Genomic DNA, 18,511 nt, shown 5'->3' with positions numbered 1-18,511 from the left:
CTCTTAGCCTGCCGTTCTTTCCGGTACGCGCAACAGGAGCAGGAAACCTGCCCCCAGAAATACGATGAGCGTGGCCATGCCGATATGGGCGGAGCCGCTTATGTAGGTTGCTATGGAAAATGACAGTGTCGCCATGAAACTGGTGGCGCGTCCGGAAAGCGCGTAGATGCCGAAATAACGGCCCGCTTCTGCCACGGTGATATTTCGGGCGAGATAAGAGCGGGACGATGCCTGGACGGGGCCGAAGGCGAGGCCGATCAAAACGCCATAGAGCAGATAGGCCTTTTCCGCGCCTGTCGCGAAGATGCCGCCATTGTCCGCCGAGGATAATTGTATCCAGCCAAACAGCGTCGAGCCCTTTTCCGTCGAGACGATTCCGAGCGTGGCCAGCAACAGGAGCACGAGGCTGATGAGGATGGTGATGCGCGACCCGAGTTTCTGGTCGACACGTCCGGCGGCAAAGCAGCCGGCGATGGCGACGACATTGAGCAGGATGCCGAAGAGGCCGATTTCCATCGTCGCCCAGCCGAACATGCCGGCGGCGAAGGCCCCGCCCAGAATAAGAACGCCATTTACGCCATCCTGATAGAGCATGCGCGCAATCAAAAACCGCAACAGCATCGGGCGGTATCGCAGTTCGCGCAGCGTGATCTTCAGTTCCCCCAATCCCGAGCGGATTGCGGCGGCAAAGGGCAGACCTTTTTCAGCATCGGGAGTGAGAAGAAACATCGGTAGAATGAAAATGAGATACCAGAGTGCGGCGAGCGGGCCGGTTATTCTGGCGTCCTCGCCGGTTGCAGGATCGAGGCCGAAAAGGGGCTTGATACCGGCGATTGTCACGCCGGTCTGTGGATTGGCGGCGAGAAGCGTCACCACGGCAATCAGCACCACCATACCGCCGAGATAACCGAGTCCCCAGGCGAGATTGGAAATGCGCCCGACATTTTGCGGGTTGGTCAGGCGCGGCATCATGGAATCGTTGAAGACGATGGAAAATTCCGCTGCGATGGAAGCGAGGATCATGCAGACGATTGGAAGGATGAGCGGCGAACCGGGCGCGGCAAACCAGAGGAAAAAGAGACTGACAATCTTGATGACGGCAAAAAAGGCGATCCAGGGCTTGCGTGCGCCGGACTGGTCGGCGATGGAGCCGAGAATGGGGGAGAAGAGGGCGATGATGATCGACGACACCGTCGCCATGTTGCTCCATGTCGCCTGCGCCGAAATCGGATCGTCGGTGAGCCGCGCGACGAAATAAGGCCCGAAAACGAAGGTCGTGACGACCGTGAAAAACGGCTGCGCCGCCCAGTCAAACATCACCCAGCCCCAGATGCCGCGTTTGGCAACCGCTGTTTCCGCATTTGGGGAAGGGACAGTCATTCATCGTCCTATCGGAAAATCAGGAATAAAATGTGTGATGCAGGCGCATCCGCCTTGTCTGGGGCCATCCGGGGGGACCCGGATGGCGTTTTTGAGGCTTCCGATCAGCGTACCTGAACGATATCGCCAAGCAGCCCGGCCGCGACCGTCAGACGGGCAAGGTTGGTATCACCGCTGTCGCTGAGTGCGCCGAGTTCGGAGACGATGCGGTTGACCCGCACGCGGTCCGCGGCATACCAGGCCTGGACCGGATCCTTCTCCTTGGCATATTCTGTTAGTGCGGAGATAACAATCCGGCGTCGCGACGAGGAAATCTGGTCCTGGCTGCGCAGGAGAGCCAGGCTCTCATAATGATCCGCCGGGGTGATGCGCTGACTTGCATCCAAGAGGCGCGCGACACGGAAGGTCGAGGAGACGGTGGCATAGCTTTCGGCAGCGCGGGCGAGCGTTGTGCCAGCGCTTTCGGCGATGCGCATGATCTCTGGCACATAGACGAGCAGGGAAAGCGTATCGAGTTCCTCCAGAAGACCGGAAGGAACGCCATCGATTTCCGTCACGCCGAGTTCGCGGCGATACTTCGCCGCTGCCGGCGACAGCGTCTTGATTGCGGTTTTCAGTCGCTCGATTTCGGTCGCCATGTCACCCGCGGCCGCACCTGCGCTCCCGGTTTGCAGGTAAAGCCTGCTCGCGTCGGAGAAAATGCGCGTGATCATGGCATAAAGCCCGTTCTGGACTTCCCCTCCGACCTTGCCGTCCAGCGCGTCGACTTCGCTCCACAGGCGTTTGAGACCGAAACCATCCTCGACGATCACCGCCGCCTTGACGACGTCGGCCGCCAGAAGGCCGCTCGCATCGGCAAGTTTCTGCACAAAGCCCGGGCCGCCGCGATTGACGACGGCATTGGCGAGCGCGGTCGCGACGATTTCGCGATGCAGACGATGCGCCTTGATGTCGTCCGCATAATTCTTCTGCATCTTGGCCGGGAAATAATCGACCAGCAGATGCTGGAGATAGGGTTCGTCCGGAAGCGGGCTTGCCACCAATGCATCGAACAAAGTGAGCTTGGCATAGGAGAGGAGCACGCCAATTTCCGGCCGGGTCAGCGGTTTGCCGGTGGCGTATCTTTCGCTGAATTCGGCATTGTCCGGCAGGGTCTCGACCTTGCGGTTCAGTTGTCCGGTCGCCTCCAGCGCGCTCATCAGGCGGCCGAGTTCTTCGCGGTTGGCGAGCCCCAGCCGCTCCGTCAGTGAAATCGCCAGCGATTGCAGGTAGTTGTTGCGCAGCACCAGCTGCGCCACATCAGGCGTCATGGAGGCGAGAAGCTGGTTGCGTTTCGGCATCGTCAGGCGACCGCTGTTAACGGCGGAGGCAAGCGCGATCTTGATGTTGACCTCGACGTCTGAGGAGTTCACGCCGGCCGAATTGTCGATCGCGTCGGAATTGCATCGCCCGCCCGAAAGCGCATAAGCGATGCGCCCCTTCTGGGTGATGCCGAGATTGGCGCCTTCTCCTATGACCTTGGCGCGCAGCTCAGTTGCGTTGACGCGGATGGGGTCGTTCGCCCTGTCACCCACCTCGGCATTGGTTTCCACCGCCGCCTTGATGTAGGTGCCGATGCCGCCGAACCACAGAAGATCGGTTGGCGCTTTCAGGATGGCGGTCATGATCTCGAAGGGTGTGGCGACTGATTTGTCGAGGCCGATGGCGGCCACGGCTTCCGGCGTCAGTGTCACCGATTTTTCGGCACGCGAGATGATCATCGCGCCGGCCGAGAGGGCCGAACGGTCATAATCCTGCCAGCTGGAACGCGGCAGTTCGAAAAGCCGCTTGCGCTCAGTAAAGGATCTGTCGGTATCCGGGTCGGGATCGATGAAGATATCGCGGTGATCGAAGGCCGCGATCAGCCTGATCTTTTCCGACAGCAGCATGCCGTTGCCGAAAACGTCGCCGGACATGTCGCCAACGCCGGCCACGGTGAATGGCGTGGTTTGGATGTCGGTATCCATTTCGCGGAAATGGCGTTTTACCGTTTCCCAGGCGCCCCGGGCGGTAATACCCATCTTCTTGTGGTCGTAACCGGCCGAACCGCCCGATGCGAAGGCGTCGTCCAGCCAGAAACCGGCTTCATGGGCAAGACCGTTCGCCGTATCGGAGAAGGTCGCCGTTCCCTTGTCGGCGGCAACGACGAAATAGGGGTCGTCACCGTCGAGCCGTAACGTGTCGGCTGGCGGCACGATGGCGTCGTCGACGATATTGTCGGTGATGGACAGCAGGGTGCGGATATAGGTCTTATAGGCCTCGCGGCCGGCATTGAAGACTTCGTCGCGGGAGCCGCCGGCCGGCAGGTTCTTCGGGAAGAAGCCGCCCTTGGCGCCGACCGGAACGATCACCGCATTCTTGACCTGTTGCGCCTTGACGAGGCCGAGCACTTCCGTGCGGTAATCCTGACCGCGATCCGACCAGCGCAGACCGCCGCGCGCGACCTTGCCGAAACGCAGATGCACGCCTTCGACTTCTGTTCCGTAGACGAATATTTCGCGGAAAGGCCGTGGGTCGGGCAGGCCGTCCAGATGCTTGGGATCGAACTTGAATGCCAACAGGTCACGCGGCGTGCCATCGGCATTTTTCTGGAAGTAATTGGTGCGCAGCGTAGCATCGATGGCGTTGACGTAACGCCTGAGCGTGCGGTCCTCATCGAGATTGGGAACGCCGCTCAACGCCGCTTCGATTGCCTTGTGTATTTCGGCGAGTTTCTTCAGCCGTTTCTTTTCGTCGACGGACGGATCGAAGCCGGCCTTGAACAGCGCGAAAATATTGCGGGAAATCGCCGGATACTTATAGAGCGTTTCGGAAATATGCTCCTGTGAATAGACGATGCCGGTCTGGCGGAGATAACGCGCATAGGCGCGCAGCACGGAGACTTCGCGCACGGTCAGGCCGCAGGCGAGGATCAGGCGGTTGAAGTTGTCATTGTCGACCTTGCCGGAGAAGGCGGCTAGGAACGCTTCTTCGAGTTTCTCTCCATAATGCACCAGATCGAGTGTCGTCCCCTTGGCGACGGACAGTTCCATGTCGTGCAGCACGATGTCACGCTTTTTGCCGTCCGAAACAACGCCGATATCGAAGGTGCGCTCACTGATGACGTTGAAACCGAGATTTTCGAGCAAAGGCACGCGGCGCGAAAGCGGCAGATGGCCGTCGCGGTGGAAAATCTTCAGCGACAGCGTTTCCGCCGATTGACCTTCCTGCTGGTAAAATTCGATGCGGACCGGTTCGCCCTTTGCGGCGCCCAGAATATCCGGCATGTCACCGATCGCTTCTTCCGGCGTGTAGGCTTCCTGATAGGCCTGATCGACCTCCAGCACCGGTGCGCCCGGCTCGGAGAGGGCGACGAAATGGTCTATCCAGCGCGCCGCAATGTCGCTGACGGCGTCTTCGAGCTTGTCCTGGGCGATGCGCGGCGTCTTGCCTTCCGTGCGGCCGACGATGAAGTGGACGCGGGCGACGGCGCCTTCAGGGAAGGCGGGGTAGTAGGCGGAAATATGCCCGTCATAGACCCTGCTCAGATAGTCCCCGATCTTCTCGCGTACATAGGAATTATACTCCTCGCGCGGAACGAAGATGATGGCGGAAACGAAACGGTCGAAACGGTCGATACGCGCAAGCACGCGCACGCGCGGCCGGTCGCTCAGTTCCATGATCTGCTCGACGAAGCGGATCAGAAGATCGGTCTCGATCTGGAAGAGATCGTCACGCGGATAGGCCTCGAGCGTATTCTGCAGGATGCGGCCGGAGTGGCTGTTGGGGTCGAAGCCGAAATGCCGCTCGACTTCCGCGACCTTGGCGCGCAGCAGCGGTATCTGCTTGACCGAGCGCGTATAGGCGGTGGCGGTGAAGAGGCCGACGATGCGCAGTTCGCCGATGACATTGCCGTCCTCGTCGAAGCGCTTGATGCCGATATAGTCCATATAGGCGCGACGATGCACGATGGACTTCACGTTGGCCTTGGTGACGATGAGGAAATCCGGGCCGTCGAGGAAGGCGAGGATTTCTGGCGTCGTCGTCACGGCGTTCTTGCCGAGGCGCAGCACGCGTACATCCGGATCGCTGAGGCTGCCGAGACCGATGCCGTCACCGCGCTCGATCTTCGCGTTCTTTCCCTTGCCGGAATAAGTGTAGTCGCGCATGCCGAGAAAGGTGAAATTGTCGTTGCGAAGCCAGTTGAGGAACTCGACGGCTTCCGCACGCTCGGTCTTGCGCCGTGACGAACCGCGCTTGGACAATTCATCCAGCGCCTCATCGAGTTTCGCCAGCATCGGCCGCCAGTCGCGATAGGCAAACTGGACTTGCGTCAGCACGAAACGCAACCTTTCTTCCAGCGCCGCTACGGCCTGCGGTGTGAGTGGGGCGATATGCAGCTGGATGAGGCTGACGTTTTCAGCGGGATCATCCTCGGGTTCCGCAAGACGATAGCCCGCCTGCGCGCTTTCGTCGCGCACCAGGATCGGGTGCACCGCGAGGTAAAGACCGCGATAGGTGCTGGTGACCTCGCCCATGACAGAATCGTACAGGAAAGGCATATTGCGGCCGATAATGGTCAGGACCGTTACCGGAATATCCCGCGGTGAAACGCCCTCCACCTGGGAAATGCTGATATGAGGAGCGTCTCCGGTCCAGTGTGAAAGCGCCTCGAAACTGTGAGCGGCGCTCGCAGCCAGCATCTCTGCGGAATAATATTCTATATCGTCGGTACTTGCCCTTCCATAAAGAATACCCGGATCAAGAAATTGGACATTTTCGGCAATTGCCTGCTGGCGCGCTTTTTCGATCTGTTTTTCGCGTTTTGGATTGTTTCTGTAGCCCATTTGACGTGGATTCCTCCAAAAATCACACTTTAATATAAAAAAGCATCGCCAATTTGCGGATTTTGCCTTTTCAGTCGAATCGGATATTGGCGTGGAATTACGAAGAGTTTAAGAGGCTATCGTGTTTCTTCACCCGGTAAGTGAAATTTTTTTGCTTCTTTTGTCGTAAGGCTCGGTTTAGAAGCAGACGACAGTATTTTTGCGGCTAATTTTTAGGCGGTTCTCGGGCCGCCATGTGATGTTGCGGCCACGGTTGAAGCAAATTATTGATTTGCACCTATTTTTGTGGTACACCAACGACACTGATCCACAGCGTGGCATTTGTGTGCCCAAAAACACCACGAAAGCAACACCTCTTTTGCACGCGGTTTCCGTGACATATCGAGCGTTTACGTTATCGAACCCCGCAAGACGGGAAGGTGTGTTTTTGCGTGCACGGCTGGACCAGTGCGGAGTCACCTGACGGTTCCCCCGTCTCATCAGGGCCTGACCGACCCAACCCCGGCATCCCCGGGTATGTAACAGGGAGTTTTTAGAACGAATGACGACCCAGCAGAAGAAATCTCCAGCACATCACGGTTTCAAGACCGGTGAAGCGATTGTGTATCCCGCTCATGGTGTCGGTACCATTTCTGCCATCGAGGAACAAGAAGTCGCCGGCATGAAGCTTGAGCTTTTTGTCATTGATTTCGAAAAAGACAAGATGCGTCTTAAAGTTCCTGTCGCCAAAGCCGTCAGCATCGGCATGCGCAAGCTTTCCGAAGGCGATTTTGTCGAGCGGGCGCTGAAAGTGGTGCAGGGCAAGGCGCGTGTGAAGCGGACCATGTGGTCGCGCCGCGCGCAGGAATATGATGCAAAGATCAATTCCGGCGATCTCATCGCGATTGCGGAAGTCGTGCGCGATCTCTACCGTGCGGAAAACCAGCCGGAGCAGTCTTATTCCGAGCGTCAGCTTTATGAAGCTGCTCTCGACCGCATGGCGCGCGAAATCGCCGCCGTCAACAAGATGTCTGAAACCGAGGCTGTTCGCCTGGTGGAAGTCAACCTTGCCAAGGGCCCCAAGCGCGGCAAGACCGTCGAAGAGGACGATTCTCAGGACGAAGCCGCTTAATAACCGGCTTTCTCCCTCTAAAAAAACCCGCCTTGATGGCGGGTTTTTTGTTGCCCGGTTGCGGTCTGAAATTCACAGGATGCGGATTTTCGTGCCTTTGCGCAGATGCGGCAGGATGCGCCGCATATCACGGGGATGGAGGGCGACACAGCCCGCGGTCGGCTCATATCCCGGTCTGATAAGATGCATGAAGATCGCCGAGCCGCGGTTGCGGCTTCTCGAGGTGATGTTCCAGTCGAGTACCAGGCAGACGTCGTAGAGGCTGTCGTTTCGCATCATCTCTTCATGGCTCGGGGCGAAGGGCGCGTTAACCAGCCGGTTGTAATTCGGGCTGCGGGGCTCGTCGCACCACAGCATGGACTTGCGTGTTCGCTGCATCGGCAATGCCGTGACGATGCCGGTAAGGCGGTCGCCGCGGTAAAACCCGTGCATCAGGCCGATGGTGGAGATGGGAGACTTTCCATCTCCTTCGCGTTTCAATGCGGTGCGGCCGTTGCGGCCGATCGCTGCGGGAAAGTTGAGGTGCCCGAGTTGGACTATGGCGCGACTGATTTTCGAGGGAGCTGGCCGAACCATGAGCGTCGATGCGCGTTTACGTTGTCTTACGGGCTGTGTGCTCATGTTTTTCACGAGATTTTGCTTTGCAGGTTATTTAACGTGAAGTCATAGCACTTCGTTATATCATGGCAATGGGTTGACCTTTCATCGGCAAACCGCTGAATTGGCTGATAATTAGAGCGCCGGGCCTCTTTTGGGATGCGTAAGCGACGCTCTAACTCTTTTAAACTACGTATCGTGCTTCTCGAAAATCGAGCCTGATTTTTGGGCCGATGCGCTAAAGTAAGAAAGGCTGAGAATCCGAATGACGGCTCGCACTATCCTTCTGGTGGACGATGACGACGATCTTCGGGAGACGCTGACCGAGCAATTGTCTCCCTATGAGGAATTCTCGCTGCTCAACGGCGCCAATGCCGCACAGGCCATTCAGACCGCCAAGACCGCCCAGGTCGATCTTTTGATCATGGATGTCGGTCTTCCGGACATGGACGGCCGCGAGGCGGTAAAGCTGTTGCGCAAAGGCGGCTTCAAGGCGCCGATCATCATGCTGACCGGGCATGATACAGATTCCGATACTATTCTTGGATTGGAAGCCGGGGCGAATGACTATGTGACGAAACCCTTCCGCTTCGCCGTGCTGCTTGCGCGCATCCGGGCCCAACTGCGCCAGTATGAACAGAGCGAGGACGCGGTTTTCACCGTCGGTCCCTATCAGTTCAAGCCTAGCCAGAAGCTGCTGACGACTGAAGACGGCAAGAAAATTCGTCTGACGGAAAAGGAAGCGGCGATCATCCGTTATCTCTACCGCGCCGGCAGCACGGTGGTAACGCGCGATGTGCTGCTGGAAGAGGTCTGGGGTTACAATTCCGGTGTGACGACGCATACGCTCGAAACGCATGTCTATCGTCTGCGCCAGAAGATCGAACGGGATCCCTCCAACGCCGAAATCCTGGTGACCGAGAACGGTGGTTACAAGATCGTTCCCTGAGACGAGGCTCTGTCATCGCTGCAAAACTCACGCCGCGCCTCCTGAAAAGATGCGCGGCGTTTCAACGTCTTGTATTTTGAGGACCGATATTGGAAAACCGCTATAGTGATGCAGGCGGCTTTCCGGAGTAGTGATCGACATGGCCTTGACGGACGATATTATTCTGCTGGGGCAAGTGCCGTTATTTGCTGGGTTCAGTGACGATCAGTTGCGGCTCATCGCCTTCGGTGCGGAACGCCGCCGGGTGTCGGCAGGGCAGACATTGTTCCGGGAACATTCGCCGGCAGAATGCGCCTTTGCCGTGACATCGGGTCATTTCGAACTTTTCACGGCTGGAAGAGATGGCAAACCCCTGTTGCAGGCGACGCCTGGCAAGGGTGCGCTGCTTTCGGAGTTGGCGCTTTTTACCCTCTGTGAAAGGAAGTTCACCGCCATTGCAGCGGAAGATTCCGAAGTCATCCGGATAACGCGCATCCTCTTTCACCGGCTGGTGGAGGAGTTTCCGGAGGTTGCCGATATCGTGTCGGCGCGCATTCGCGACAATATCGCGGCGCTGGCGGCGGGTGCGGCCCGTTTGCAGAACCGCTTCGTGTGACGCAAACTCTATCGTTCAGAAGCGGAAATGGGCCGTGACGGGGACGTGGTCCGATGGTCGGTTCCAGCCACGGGCTTCACGCAATATCTCGATTTTTTCAAGCGAGGAACCGAGATCCTGTGAGGACCAGATATGGTCGAGACGGCGACCGCGGTCGGCAGCTTCCCAATCCTTGGCGCGGTAGCTCCACCACGTATAGATCTTTTCCGTCTCCGGCACATTCAGGCGCATCAGATCGAGCCAGTTGCCCTTCCTCATGATATCCAGCATGCCTTCGGTTTCGACGGGTGTATGGCTGACGATCTTCAAAAGCTGCTTGTGCGACCAGACGTCATTTTCGAGCGGCGCGATGTTGAGGTCGCCGACGAGAATGGAGGAGGTGCCGGGCACGCCATCGGCGCGCAGTGCCTTCATTTCCTCGATGAAATCGAGCTTGTGGCCGAATTTCGGGTTGATCGACCGATCCGGCTCGTCGCCGCCAGCCGGAACGTAGAAATTATGCAGCCGCACGCGACGCGATCCGACCTCAAAAATTGCGGAAATGTGGCGTGCGTCGCCGATACCGCAATAGTCCTGTCGGTGATCTTCGGTCAGCGGGATCCTCGAGGCGATGGCGACACCGTGATAGCCCTTCTGGCCATGGATGATGACATGCTCATAACCGAGCGCCTTCAGCGGCTTCATCGGAAACTTGCCATTCGGGCATTTCGTTTCCTGCAGGCAGAGAATGTCCGGTTTGTAGCGTACCAGAAACTGCTCAACGATCGGCATTCTGAGCCTGACCGAGTTGATGTTCCAGGTGGTTATCGAAAACGACATGCATCCGCTCCGCTTTTATTGCCGCAAACCGTACGGTTCGGGACAAGTTTCCGGGGCGCAGGCTTATAACATCGCGACGAAAACGGGAATGTATTTTAGCGGTAAAATGAAAAAGGCGACCGCAGGGCCGCCTCTCGAAAAATTTCCACCGGCTTTTATGTGTCAGCCGCCTCTGCGGACTTCCTCGTAATTGATGCTGAAGACACGCTCATCAAGGTTCACGCCGGTCTGGACGTTGAAGATCATGACGGTCGTGTCCTTGTTCTGGGCATCGGTCGTGGTCCATTGCCTCAGATCGAAGGTCTTCGGATCGAACATCAGGGTAATAGTGGAATCGCCGAAGACGCTCTTGTCGCCCAGTACGATGGTGGTCAGGTCGGATTCTTCCTTCACGTTCCGAACCTTCTGGTTGCTGAGATCGATCTTGTCGGAAAGAAGCAGGCTGAGGGGCGTTTTGGAAAGCGGATAAAGGTCCCACGTCTTCAGCTTCATATTGCCGATGACGACATTCTTGCCGTCGGAGATGACACGCATGGGCGAGGGGTCTTCATAATTGAAGCGGAGTTTGCCGGGGCGTTCGATGTAGAATTTTCCGCCGGTCTGTTCCCCGCGCGGGCCGAACTGGACGAATTCCCCCATCATGGTTTTGACCGACGAGAAGTGATTGGCGATTTTCTGCGCTGTCGCGGTATTGCCGGCCGCCTGGGCGAAAGCGTCAAGCGGAGAAAGGCTGGCCATGATTGCGGCCATGGAAAATGCCGTCAGCACGCCACGACGCGTCACGCCGTTTTGCGGTGTGTTTGCGTTGGCCGTTTCGCCGGTGGTGAGGTCGTTCATTCTATTCTCCTTCATCGCAGCGATTGTCCCCATAAAAGGCGGCGGCTTCATGACGTTGAAAGCGTGTAATAACGCTTCTTCGCCCCGCTTGGTTGCGGACGTTACCGCTCGATGATGTCTGCTTCCGTCGGCACGAGGATCTCGCGTTTTCCGGCGTGGTTGGCGGGGCCGATGATGCCTTCCTGCTCCATGCGCTCAATCAGCGAGGCGGCGCGGTTGTAACCGATGCCGAGGCGCCGCTGCACGTAGGAGGTGGAGGCTTTGCCATCTCGAAGCACGACGGCCACGGCCTGATCGTATGGGTCTTCGGAATCGGAGAAATTGCCGGCACCGGCCGGGCCGCCGCCATTGCCTTCCTCGTCATCTTCCTCGGTAATCGCTTCCAGATATTCCGGTGCGCCTTGCGTCTTCAGATAGGCGACGATCTCTTCCACCTCGTTGTCGGAAACGAAGGGACCGTGTACGCGCTGGATGCGCCCGCCGCCTGCCATATAGAGCATATCACCCATGCCGAGCAGCTGTTCGGCGCCCTGCTCTCCGAGGATTGTGCGGCTGTCGATCTTCGACGTGACCTGGAAGGAGATTCGGGTCGGGAAGTTGGCCTTGATCGTGCCGGTGATGACGTCGACGGAGGGGCGTTGGGTTGCCATAATGACATGGATGCCGGCGGCGCGCGCCATTTGCGCCAGGCGCTGCACCGCGCCTTCGATGTCCTTGCCGGCGACCATCATAAGGTCGGCCATTTCGTCGATGATGACGACGATGTAAGGCAGGGGCTTCAGATCGAATTCTTCCGTCTCGTATATCGCCTCGCCGGTCTGGCGGTCGAAGCCGGTCTGCACCGTGCGAGTGAGGATTTCGCCCTTGTCGAGCGCCTGCTGCACGCGGCTGTTGAAGCCGTCGATATTGCGCACGCCGATCTTCGACATCTTCTTGTAGCGCTCTTCCATCTCGCGCACTGTCCATTTCAGCGCCACGACGGCCTTTTTCGGATCGGTAACGACGGGAGAGAGCAGATGCGGAATGCCGTCATAGATCGACAGTTCGAGCATTTTCGGGTCGATCATGATCAGGCGGCACTGTTCCGGCGACATGCGGTAAAGCAGCGACAGGATCATGGTGTTGATGGCGACCGACTTGCCCGAGCCGGTGGTGCCGGCGACGAGCAGATGCGGCATCTTGGCAAGATCGGCGATGACGGGTTCACCGCCGATGGTCTTGCCGAGCGCCATGGCGAGTTTGGCCTTGCTGTTTTCGAAATCGCGGCTGCCGATCAGTTCCCGCAGGAAGACGGTTTCGCGTGTCTGGTTCGGCAGTTCGATGCCGATGGCGTTGCGGCCGGGAACGACGGCGACACGGGCGGCAATCGCGCTCATGGAGCGGGCGATGTCATCGGCAAGGCCGATGACGCGCGAGGACTTGATGCCGGGTGCCGGTTCCAGTTCGTAGAGCGTGACGACCGGACCGGGGCGGACATGAATGATTTCTCCCTTGACGCCGAAATCCTCGAGAACGCCTTCCAGAAGGCGGGCGTTCTGTTCCAGCACTTCCTCGCTCAACATATTGTCGCGAACGACGTTCTTAGGCTCTGCCAGAAGATGGACGGTGGGGAGCTGGAAGCCGTCGGCGGCGATGAAGGAGGCTTGGGCTTCGCGCGCCACGCGTTCGCTGGGTTTCGGGCGTGCGGAAGGGGCGGTTATTCTGGTCTGCCCGCGACCAGGCGCCTGTCTGGCGGTGAATTTCTGGTCGGTTTCGTCGTCGGAGAGAATGCCGTCCGGCAGCCGGCGTCCATCCGCGTCGAAGCGTGATTCGTCATCCATGTCCTCGTCATGATCGAGCGCGATGGAGGGAGGTGACATCTGGCGACGCGATGCGGCGCGTTCTTCGAAAGACGGTTCCGCGCGCTGGTCGAGGCGGTTGATCGCGGTCTTGAGGCGTGAGGGTTCGTTCAGCGTGCCGAATTCATATTCGTTGAAGTCATAAGGATGCTCGAATTCATCGTGCAGGGATTTAGACTTCAAACCGAACAGGCGGCGGAAGCGCGCCTGGGTGATATACCAGTAATGCGCCAGCGCGCCGAAGGCGAGCATATTGGCAAAGAACCCCTCGCCGTCGTCTTCATCCTCCTCCTCGGCCTCACGGGCTGCGCGGGCCTTGCTGGTGGCGACGGGAGCCGCTTCTTCGCGTTCCAGCTCGTCATCCAGACCGCCAACGACACCGGCGGCAAAAAGCATCAGCCATGCGGCAGGCGCCGCAAATATGACACCCAGTACCGTGGCGATCGTGCCGGTGGGGTAAGCACCGATGAAAAGGGCGGGAAAACGCAGGATCATGTCTCCGATGACGCCGCCGATGCCGTTCGGCAGCGGCCATGTCACGGGGGCCGGAAAACAGCCGAGCGAGGCGGCGCAGACGATGGCGCCTGCGACCCAGGCTACGAGGCGAGCGGGTATGCGGTGGAATTTGTGGCCGGCGATCAGCGCGATCGCCCAGGCGATGACGGGCAGGAGGGAGATGATTGCAGAAAGCCCGAGGAACTGCATCACGATATCGGCGAAAATCGCACCGCCATAGCCCAGAAGATTGGTGGGCTGGTTTCCTGTCGCATAGGAAAGGCTCGGATCCGCGACATTCCATGTCGCGAGCGCTGCGATGCCCAGTGCAATCGTGGCCAGCAGAGCGAAACCGGCGAGAGCCATGATCTGACGTACGAAAAACGCCGTCAACACGAAGCGCGTGTGACGACCATCGAATGTCGGAGAATGCATTCTGCCCATGTCCCTGAACCCGTTGTTTTGTGGTTTCGGCAAGATCCGGCAAGAGACCTGATCCCGGATTGACAGGGAAAACTAACCGCTTGCTGGTTAATGTCGTGTTAACCATGCGGTTTTTTGAAGCGCTTCGGATTTATGGCAAAGAAAAAGGCCCGCCGGAGCGGGCCTTCTTTTCGGAGAGGGGATGGAGAACCCCTTTTCCCGGATATCAGGAATGATAGGCGGCTTCGCCGTGGGTTGCGAGGTCGAGACCTTCGCGTTCGGCTTCGACCGGAACCCGCAGACCGACGATCACGTCGACGATTTTGTAGAGGATCGCGGAGACGATGGCGCACCAGACGATGGTGATGGCGACGGCGACGAACTGCGTCCAGACCTGCGAGGCGATGGAGAAATCTTCCTTGCCCGTGCCGCCAAGCAGCGGTGAGGTGAAGATGCCGGTGCCGAGAGCGCCGATGATGCCGCCAATGCCGTGGACGCCGAAGACGTCGGCGGTGTCGTCATAACCGAACTTGTTCTTCACCACGGAGACGAAGAAGTAGCAGATCGGTGAGACGATGAGGCCGAGAACGATGGCGCCCATCGGGCCGACGGAGCCGGCGGCGGGGGTGACGGCGACGAGGCCGGCGATCATGCCCGAGGCGGCGCCAAGCATGGAGGCCTTGCCGCGGGTGAAGCTTTCAACCAGCGACCAGGAAACGATGGCGGCCGCAGTTGCGAGGAAGGTGTTCATGGTTGCGAGAACCGCACCGCCCGATGCTTCGAGGTTGGAACCGGCGTTGAAGCCGAACCAGCCGAACCACAGCATGGCTGCACCGACGAGAGTGAGCGTCATGGAGTGAGGGGCCATCATGTCCTTGCCGAAGCCGGTGCGCTTGCCGACCATGATCGCGCCGATCAGGCCTGCGATACCGGCATTGATATGAACGACGGTGCCGCCGGCGAAGTCGAGAGCACCCATGCCGAAGATCAGGCCGTTTGCATCCCAGACCATGTGAGCGATCGGGAAATAAACGAAGGTGGCCCACAGGATGGTGAACAGAATGACGGCGGAGAACTTCACGCGCTCTGCAAAGGCGCCGACGATCAGCGCTGGCGTGATGGCCGCAAAGGTCATCTGGAAGGCGATGAAGGTGTATTCGTAGATCACCACGCCTTCGGAAAAGGTCGCAGACGTGCTGTCAAGCGAAACGCCTGACAGGAACAGCTTGCCGAAGCCGCCGAAATAGGGGCCGGTGCCGCCGCCAAAGGCGAAGGAGTAACCGTAGATGACCCAGACGAGCATCATGACTGCGCCGACAACCGTGCACTGCATGAGAACGGAGAGCATGTTCTTGGTGCGGACGAGACCGCCGTAAAACAGGGCCAGACCCGGAATGATCATGAAAAGCACGAGGATCGTCGCGACATACATGAATGCGGTGTCGGCTTTTTCCGGAACGGGCGCTGCGGCTGCTGCCGGCGCGGCGTCCTGGGCGAAGGCGATGGCCGGAGCCATCAGGGCCGCCGCTGCGGCGCCCAGCTTGCCGAGCGTTGAAAACTTGTTGAGTTGCATAGCTAGAAAACTCCCCTGTCAGCCGTGCTTCAAAGCGCTTCTGTGTTGGTTTCGCCGGTACGGATGCGCACGGCCTGTTCGATAGAGTAAACGAAGATCTTGCCGTCACCGATCTGCCCGGTCTTTGCCGCAGATGCGATCGCCTCAACGGCCTTGTCGACGACGTCGGATGGAACTGCGATCTCGATCTTCAGCTTGGGAAGGAAGCTCACCGCATATTCCGTGCCGCGATAAATCTCGGTATGCCCCTTCTGGCGTCCGTAACCCTTTACCTCGGTCACGGTCAGGCCCTGGATGCCGACGCCGGTGAGCGCTTCGCGCACTTCATCCAGCTTGAACGGCTTGATAATGGCCATCACAATTTTCATCTGGTTTCCCATCCTTTGTTTTGTCCTCGGCACGGAGCCGACTCTCCTGCCGCTGGCAGATCAGTAACAGCGACTGCGGACATACATTCAAAGGGCGTGCCAGTTTTGAGTGTGTATCTAACCTATTGAAATATAAAACTTATATGAAAGACGTCTGAAAAAGGAGCATTTGTCGCCAAAATTTGCGTCTATTAAATGTGCGATTTTAGAAAAAAGCACATTATTTAATCATTTGCCCTTTTGCGGATCAAACCCTCCTGCGCCACAGAGGCGACCAGTTCACCCTGTCTGGTGAAAATATTGCCACGGGTCAAACCGCGTGCGCCGGAAGCGCTGGGGCTATCCTGTGTGTAAAGCAGCCAGTCGTCTAGACGGCAGGGGCGATGGAACCACATGGCGTGATCGAGGCTAGCCACCTGAATGGAGGGATCGAAGATCGTTGTTCCATGGGCGTAGAGCGAGGTGTCGAGTAGGGTCATATCTGAGAGATAAGCGAGAATGGCCGACTGCAGACGCGGATCATCGGGCACATCACCGACGGCGCGAACCCAGATATCCTGCTGCGGTTCCAGCTTTTCTTTCGAGATATAGTGGGTCAGCGAAACCGGCCGTATCTCTATCGGCCGCTTGTTGCTCCAGTATTTGCGGATAGAAGCGGGTGCCTTGGCAAGAAAGGCCGCCTGCATCTGCTCTTCGCTCATCAGTTTTTCGGGCGGCGTCACGTCAGGCATTTTGATCTGATGGTCGAAACCATCCTCGAAAATCTGAAACGAGGCCGACATGGAAAAAATGGCTTTGCCATGCTGAATGGCGACCACGCGGCGTGTGCAGAAGCTCGCGCCGTCGCGGATGCGTTCCACTTCGTAGACGATAGGCACCAGCGGATCGCCGGGACGCATGAAATAGGCATGCAGCGAATGCACGAAACGGTCGTCATCCACGGTCCTTTGCGCGGCAATCAATGCCTGCGCGATGACCTGGCCGCCGAAAACCCGCTGCCAGCCGATCTGCGGGCTTTCGCCCCGGAACAGGTTCTCTTCCAGCTTCTCAAGATCGAGTGTGGCGATGAGATTGGCCATCGGATCTGACGTTTGCGAGGGATGCGACATTTTTTCGGCCTGCTCCGGCTGTAGGAATACGTCACATGGTCTATAGTGCCCGGATGATGCGTGCACAAGATTTGAGGAGAAGCGCGATGCTGGACGTAGTGGTGGCAGGCGGCGGATATGTCGGTCTTTCCGTTGCTGTCGCAATCAAGCAGGCGGCCCGGCATCTCGATGTGCAGGTGGTTGAGGCCGCTCCCGAGGATGTCTGGGCAAAGGACGTTCGTGCATCCGCCATCATAGCAGCGGCCACCCGGATGCTCGATGTTTTCGGCATATGGAACGAGATCGAGCCGGAAGCCCAGCCAATACACAAGATGATCGTCACCGATTCGAAGACCGCCGATCCGGTGCGTCCCGTGTTCCTGACTTTCGACGGCGCCGTGGAAGAAGGCAGGCCGTTTGCCCATATGGTTCCGAACGTTGCTCTTGTGGGCGCATTGCGAGGCCTTTGCGAGCGTCTTGACATAAAAATCCGTCACAGTGTCAGTGTTTCCGATTTTACCGCGGGTCCGCAATCGACGGCCATTCGCCTCTCCGACGGATCGACGCTCGAAGCGCGATTGCTGATTGCCTGTGACGGCGTTCGCTCCGCGCTCAGGGACATGGCCGGAATCAAGACCGTGCACTGGGCTTACGATCAGTCCGGTATCGTGACGACCGTTGAGCATGAGCGGCCGCATGAGGGCTGCGCCGAGGAGCATTTCCTGCCATCGGGCCCCTTCGCCATCCTGCCGCTGAAGGGAAACCGCTCTTCGCTCGTCTGGACCGAACGCACGGCCGATGCCGACAGGCTGGTGGCTTCCGACGACCTGGTGTTCGAGGAAGAGCTGGAACGCCGGTTCGGTCACAAGCTCGGTCCTCTTCGTCCGGTCGGCCCCCGCCGCGCTTTCCCTTTGGGGCTGACGCTGGCGCGTTCTTTCGTTGCGCCGCGTTTCGCGCTTGCGGGCGATGCGGCGCACGGCATTCACCCGATTTCCGGGCAGGGCCTCAATCTCGGCTTCAAGGACGTGGCGGCTCTCGCCGAAACCGTGGTCGAGGCCGACCGGCTCGGCCTCGATATCGGCTCACTCAACGTTCTGGAGCGCTATCAGTCCTGGCGGCGCTTCGACACGTTGCGGATGGGCGTGACGACGGATGTGCTGAACCGGCTTTTCTCCAACGATATTGGCCCTATCCGTATCATGCGCGATTTCGGTCTCGGGGTCGTGGATCGTTTGCCGGGTCTCAAATCCTATTTCATCGGTCAGGCGGCCGGCACGACGGATGCGAATGCGCCGCGTCTGCTTGCCGGCGAGGTGCTCTGATCCAGTCCCTCATGCATGTTTCGGATCGGTTTTTCCGGGATTGCCGCTTGACAGCCGATTCCGGGATTTTCTGCCCGGTGGCTTTGCCGTAAAGCCGAATCCGGCCAAGGACTTATCCGGATTCACAATCTGGTATGGTCTGCGCCCTGACCAACCAGATATTGCGGAGAACAAAAGCTGAATCCCATCGAGTCAGCGATTCGTATTCGATTCGTTCGCAGACTGTTCCGCAGCCGAATCGATTTCATTTT

13 protein-coding genes are annotated in these 18,511 nt (G+C 58.5%); 4 read left to right on the top strand and 9 right to left on the bottom strand.

Annotated features, from left to right (window positions below):
- Positions 1–3 precede the first annotated feature (3 nt).
- Together O9X91_RS07950 and O9X91_RS07945 are read right to left on the bottom strand one after the other, a co-directional pair.
- Complete coding sequence (locus O9X91_RS07950) at positions 4–1,380, bottom strand: MFS transporter (RefSeq protein WP_142912918.1); 1,377 nt, start codon at positions 1,378–1,380, stop codon at positions 4–6.
- A 104-nt stretch (positions 1,381–1,484) separates the two neighbouring features.
- Positions 1,485–6,245, bottom strand: coding sequence for an NAD-glutamate dehydrogenase (locus O9X91_RS07945; RefSeq protein ID WP_142912919.1), 4,761 nt, complete (start codon positions 6,243–6,245; stop codon positions 1,485–1,487).
- A gap of 541 nt (positions 6,246–6,786) precedes the next feature.
- Here O9X91_RS07945 and O9X91_RS07940 point away from each other — a divergent pair.
- Positions 6,787–7,356 carry a CarD family transcriptional regulator gene (locus O9X91_RS07940; RefSeq protein WP_003505223.1) on the top strand — a complete coding sequence of 190 codons (570 nt, stop codon included), beginning with the start codon at positions 6,787–6,789 and terminating at the stop codon, positions 7,354–7,356.
- A gap of 72 nt (positions 7,357–7,428) precedes the next feature.
- On the opposite strand, the gene O9X91_RS07935 is transcribed toward O9X91_RS07940, so the two are convergent.
- Positions 7,429–7,932, bottom strand: a complete 504-nt coding sequence (locus tag O9X91_RS07935) for a L,D-transpeptidase family protein (protein WP_089153196.1) — start codon at positions 7,930–7,932, stop codon at positions 7,429–7,431.
- 286 nt (positions 7,933–8,218) lie between these two features.
- On the opposite strand from O9X91_RS07935, the gene O9X91_RS07930 reads away from it, so the two are divergent.
- Positions 8,219–8,902 (top strand): response regulator transcription factor, encoded by a 684-nt coding sequence (locus tag O9X91_RS07930; protein WP_077981300.1) that lies wholly within the window; start codon positions 8,219–8,221, stop codon positions 8,900–8,902.
- Positions 8,903–9,041: 139 nt separating this feature from the next.
- Complete coding sequence (locus O9X91_RS07925; RefSeq protein WP_142912920.1) at positions 9,042–9,497, top strand: cyclic nucleotide-binding domain-containing protein; 456 nt, start codon at positions 9,042–9,044, stop codon at positions 9,495–9,497.
- Positions 9,498–9,512: 15 nt separating this feature from the next.
- Here O9X91_RS07925 and O9X91_RS07920 read toward each other — a convergent pair whose 3' ends face one another.
- From O9X91_RS07920 to tesB, 6 genes are all read right to left on the bottom strand, one after another.
- Positions 9,513–10,316 carry an exodeoxyribonuclease III gene (locus O9X91_RS07920; RefSeq protein ID WP_269833838.1) on the bottom strand — a complete coding sequence of 268 codons (804 nt, stop codon included), beginning with the start codon at positions 10,314–10,316 and terminating at the stop codon, positions 9,513–9,515.
- Positions 10,317–10,478: 162 nt separating this feature from the next.
- A complete protein-coding gene (locus O9X91_RS07915; RefSeq protein ID WP_165691077.1) occupies positions 10,479–11,204 on the bottom strand; it encodes an outer membrane lipoprotein carrier protein LolA in 726 nt (241 codons plus the stop codon).
- A gap of 50 nt (positions 11,205–11,254) precedes the next feature.
- Positions 11,255–13,921, bottom strand: a complete 2,667-nt coding sequence (locus O9X91_RS07910; protein WP_165691078.1) for an FtsK/SpoIIIE family DNA translocase — start codon at positions 13,919–13,921, stop codon at positions 11,255–11,257.
- A 214-nt stretch (positions 13,922–14,135) separates the two neighbouring features.
- Complete coding sequence (locus tag O9X91_RS07905) at positions 14,136–15,482, bottom strand: ammonium transporter (RefSeq protein ID WP_089153197.1); 1,347 nt, start codon at positions 15,480–15,482, stop codon at positions 14,136–14,138.
- Positions 15,483–15,511: 29 nt separating this feature from the next.
- Positions 15,512–15,862: a P-II family nitrogen regulator gene (locus O9X91_RS07900; RefSeq protein WP_004444057.1), complete on the bottom strand. Its 351-nt coding sequence runs from the start codon at positions 15,860–15,862 to the stop codon at positions 15,512–15,514.
- Positions 15,863–16,074: 212 nt separating this feature from the next.
- The gene (gene tesB, locus O9X91_RS07895; protein WP_142912922.1) at positions 16,075–16,959 is read right to left on the bottom strand and encodes an acyl-CoA thioesterase II; all 885 of its coding nucleotides are present in this window, start codon (positions 16,957–16,959) and stop codon (positions 16,075–16,077) included.
- A 26-nt stretch (positions 16,960–16,985) separates the two neighbouring features.
- Between tesB and O9X91_RS07890 the strand changes: the two genes are divergently transcribed.
- Positions 16,986–18,260 (top strand): ubiquinone biosynthesis hydroxylase, encoded by a 1,275-nt coding sequence (locus O9X91_RS07890; protein ID WP_373692760.1) that lies wholly within the window; start codon positions 16,986–16,988, stop codon positions 18,258–18,260.
- Positions 18,261–18,511 lie beyond the last annotated feature (251 nt).

The sequence above is a fragment of the Agrobacterium salinitolerans genome (genome assembly GCF_027498475.1).
Lineage (GTDB): Bacteria > Pseudomonadota > Alphaproteobacteria > Rhizobiales > Rhizobiaceae > Agrobacterium > Agrobacterium salinitolerans.
Note: the sequence above shows the minus strand (reverse complement) of the source record. Positions and strands in the feature narration are given on the sequence as shown.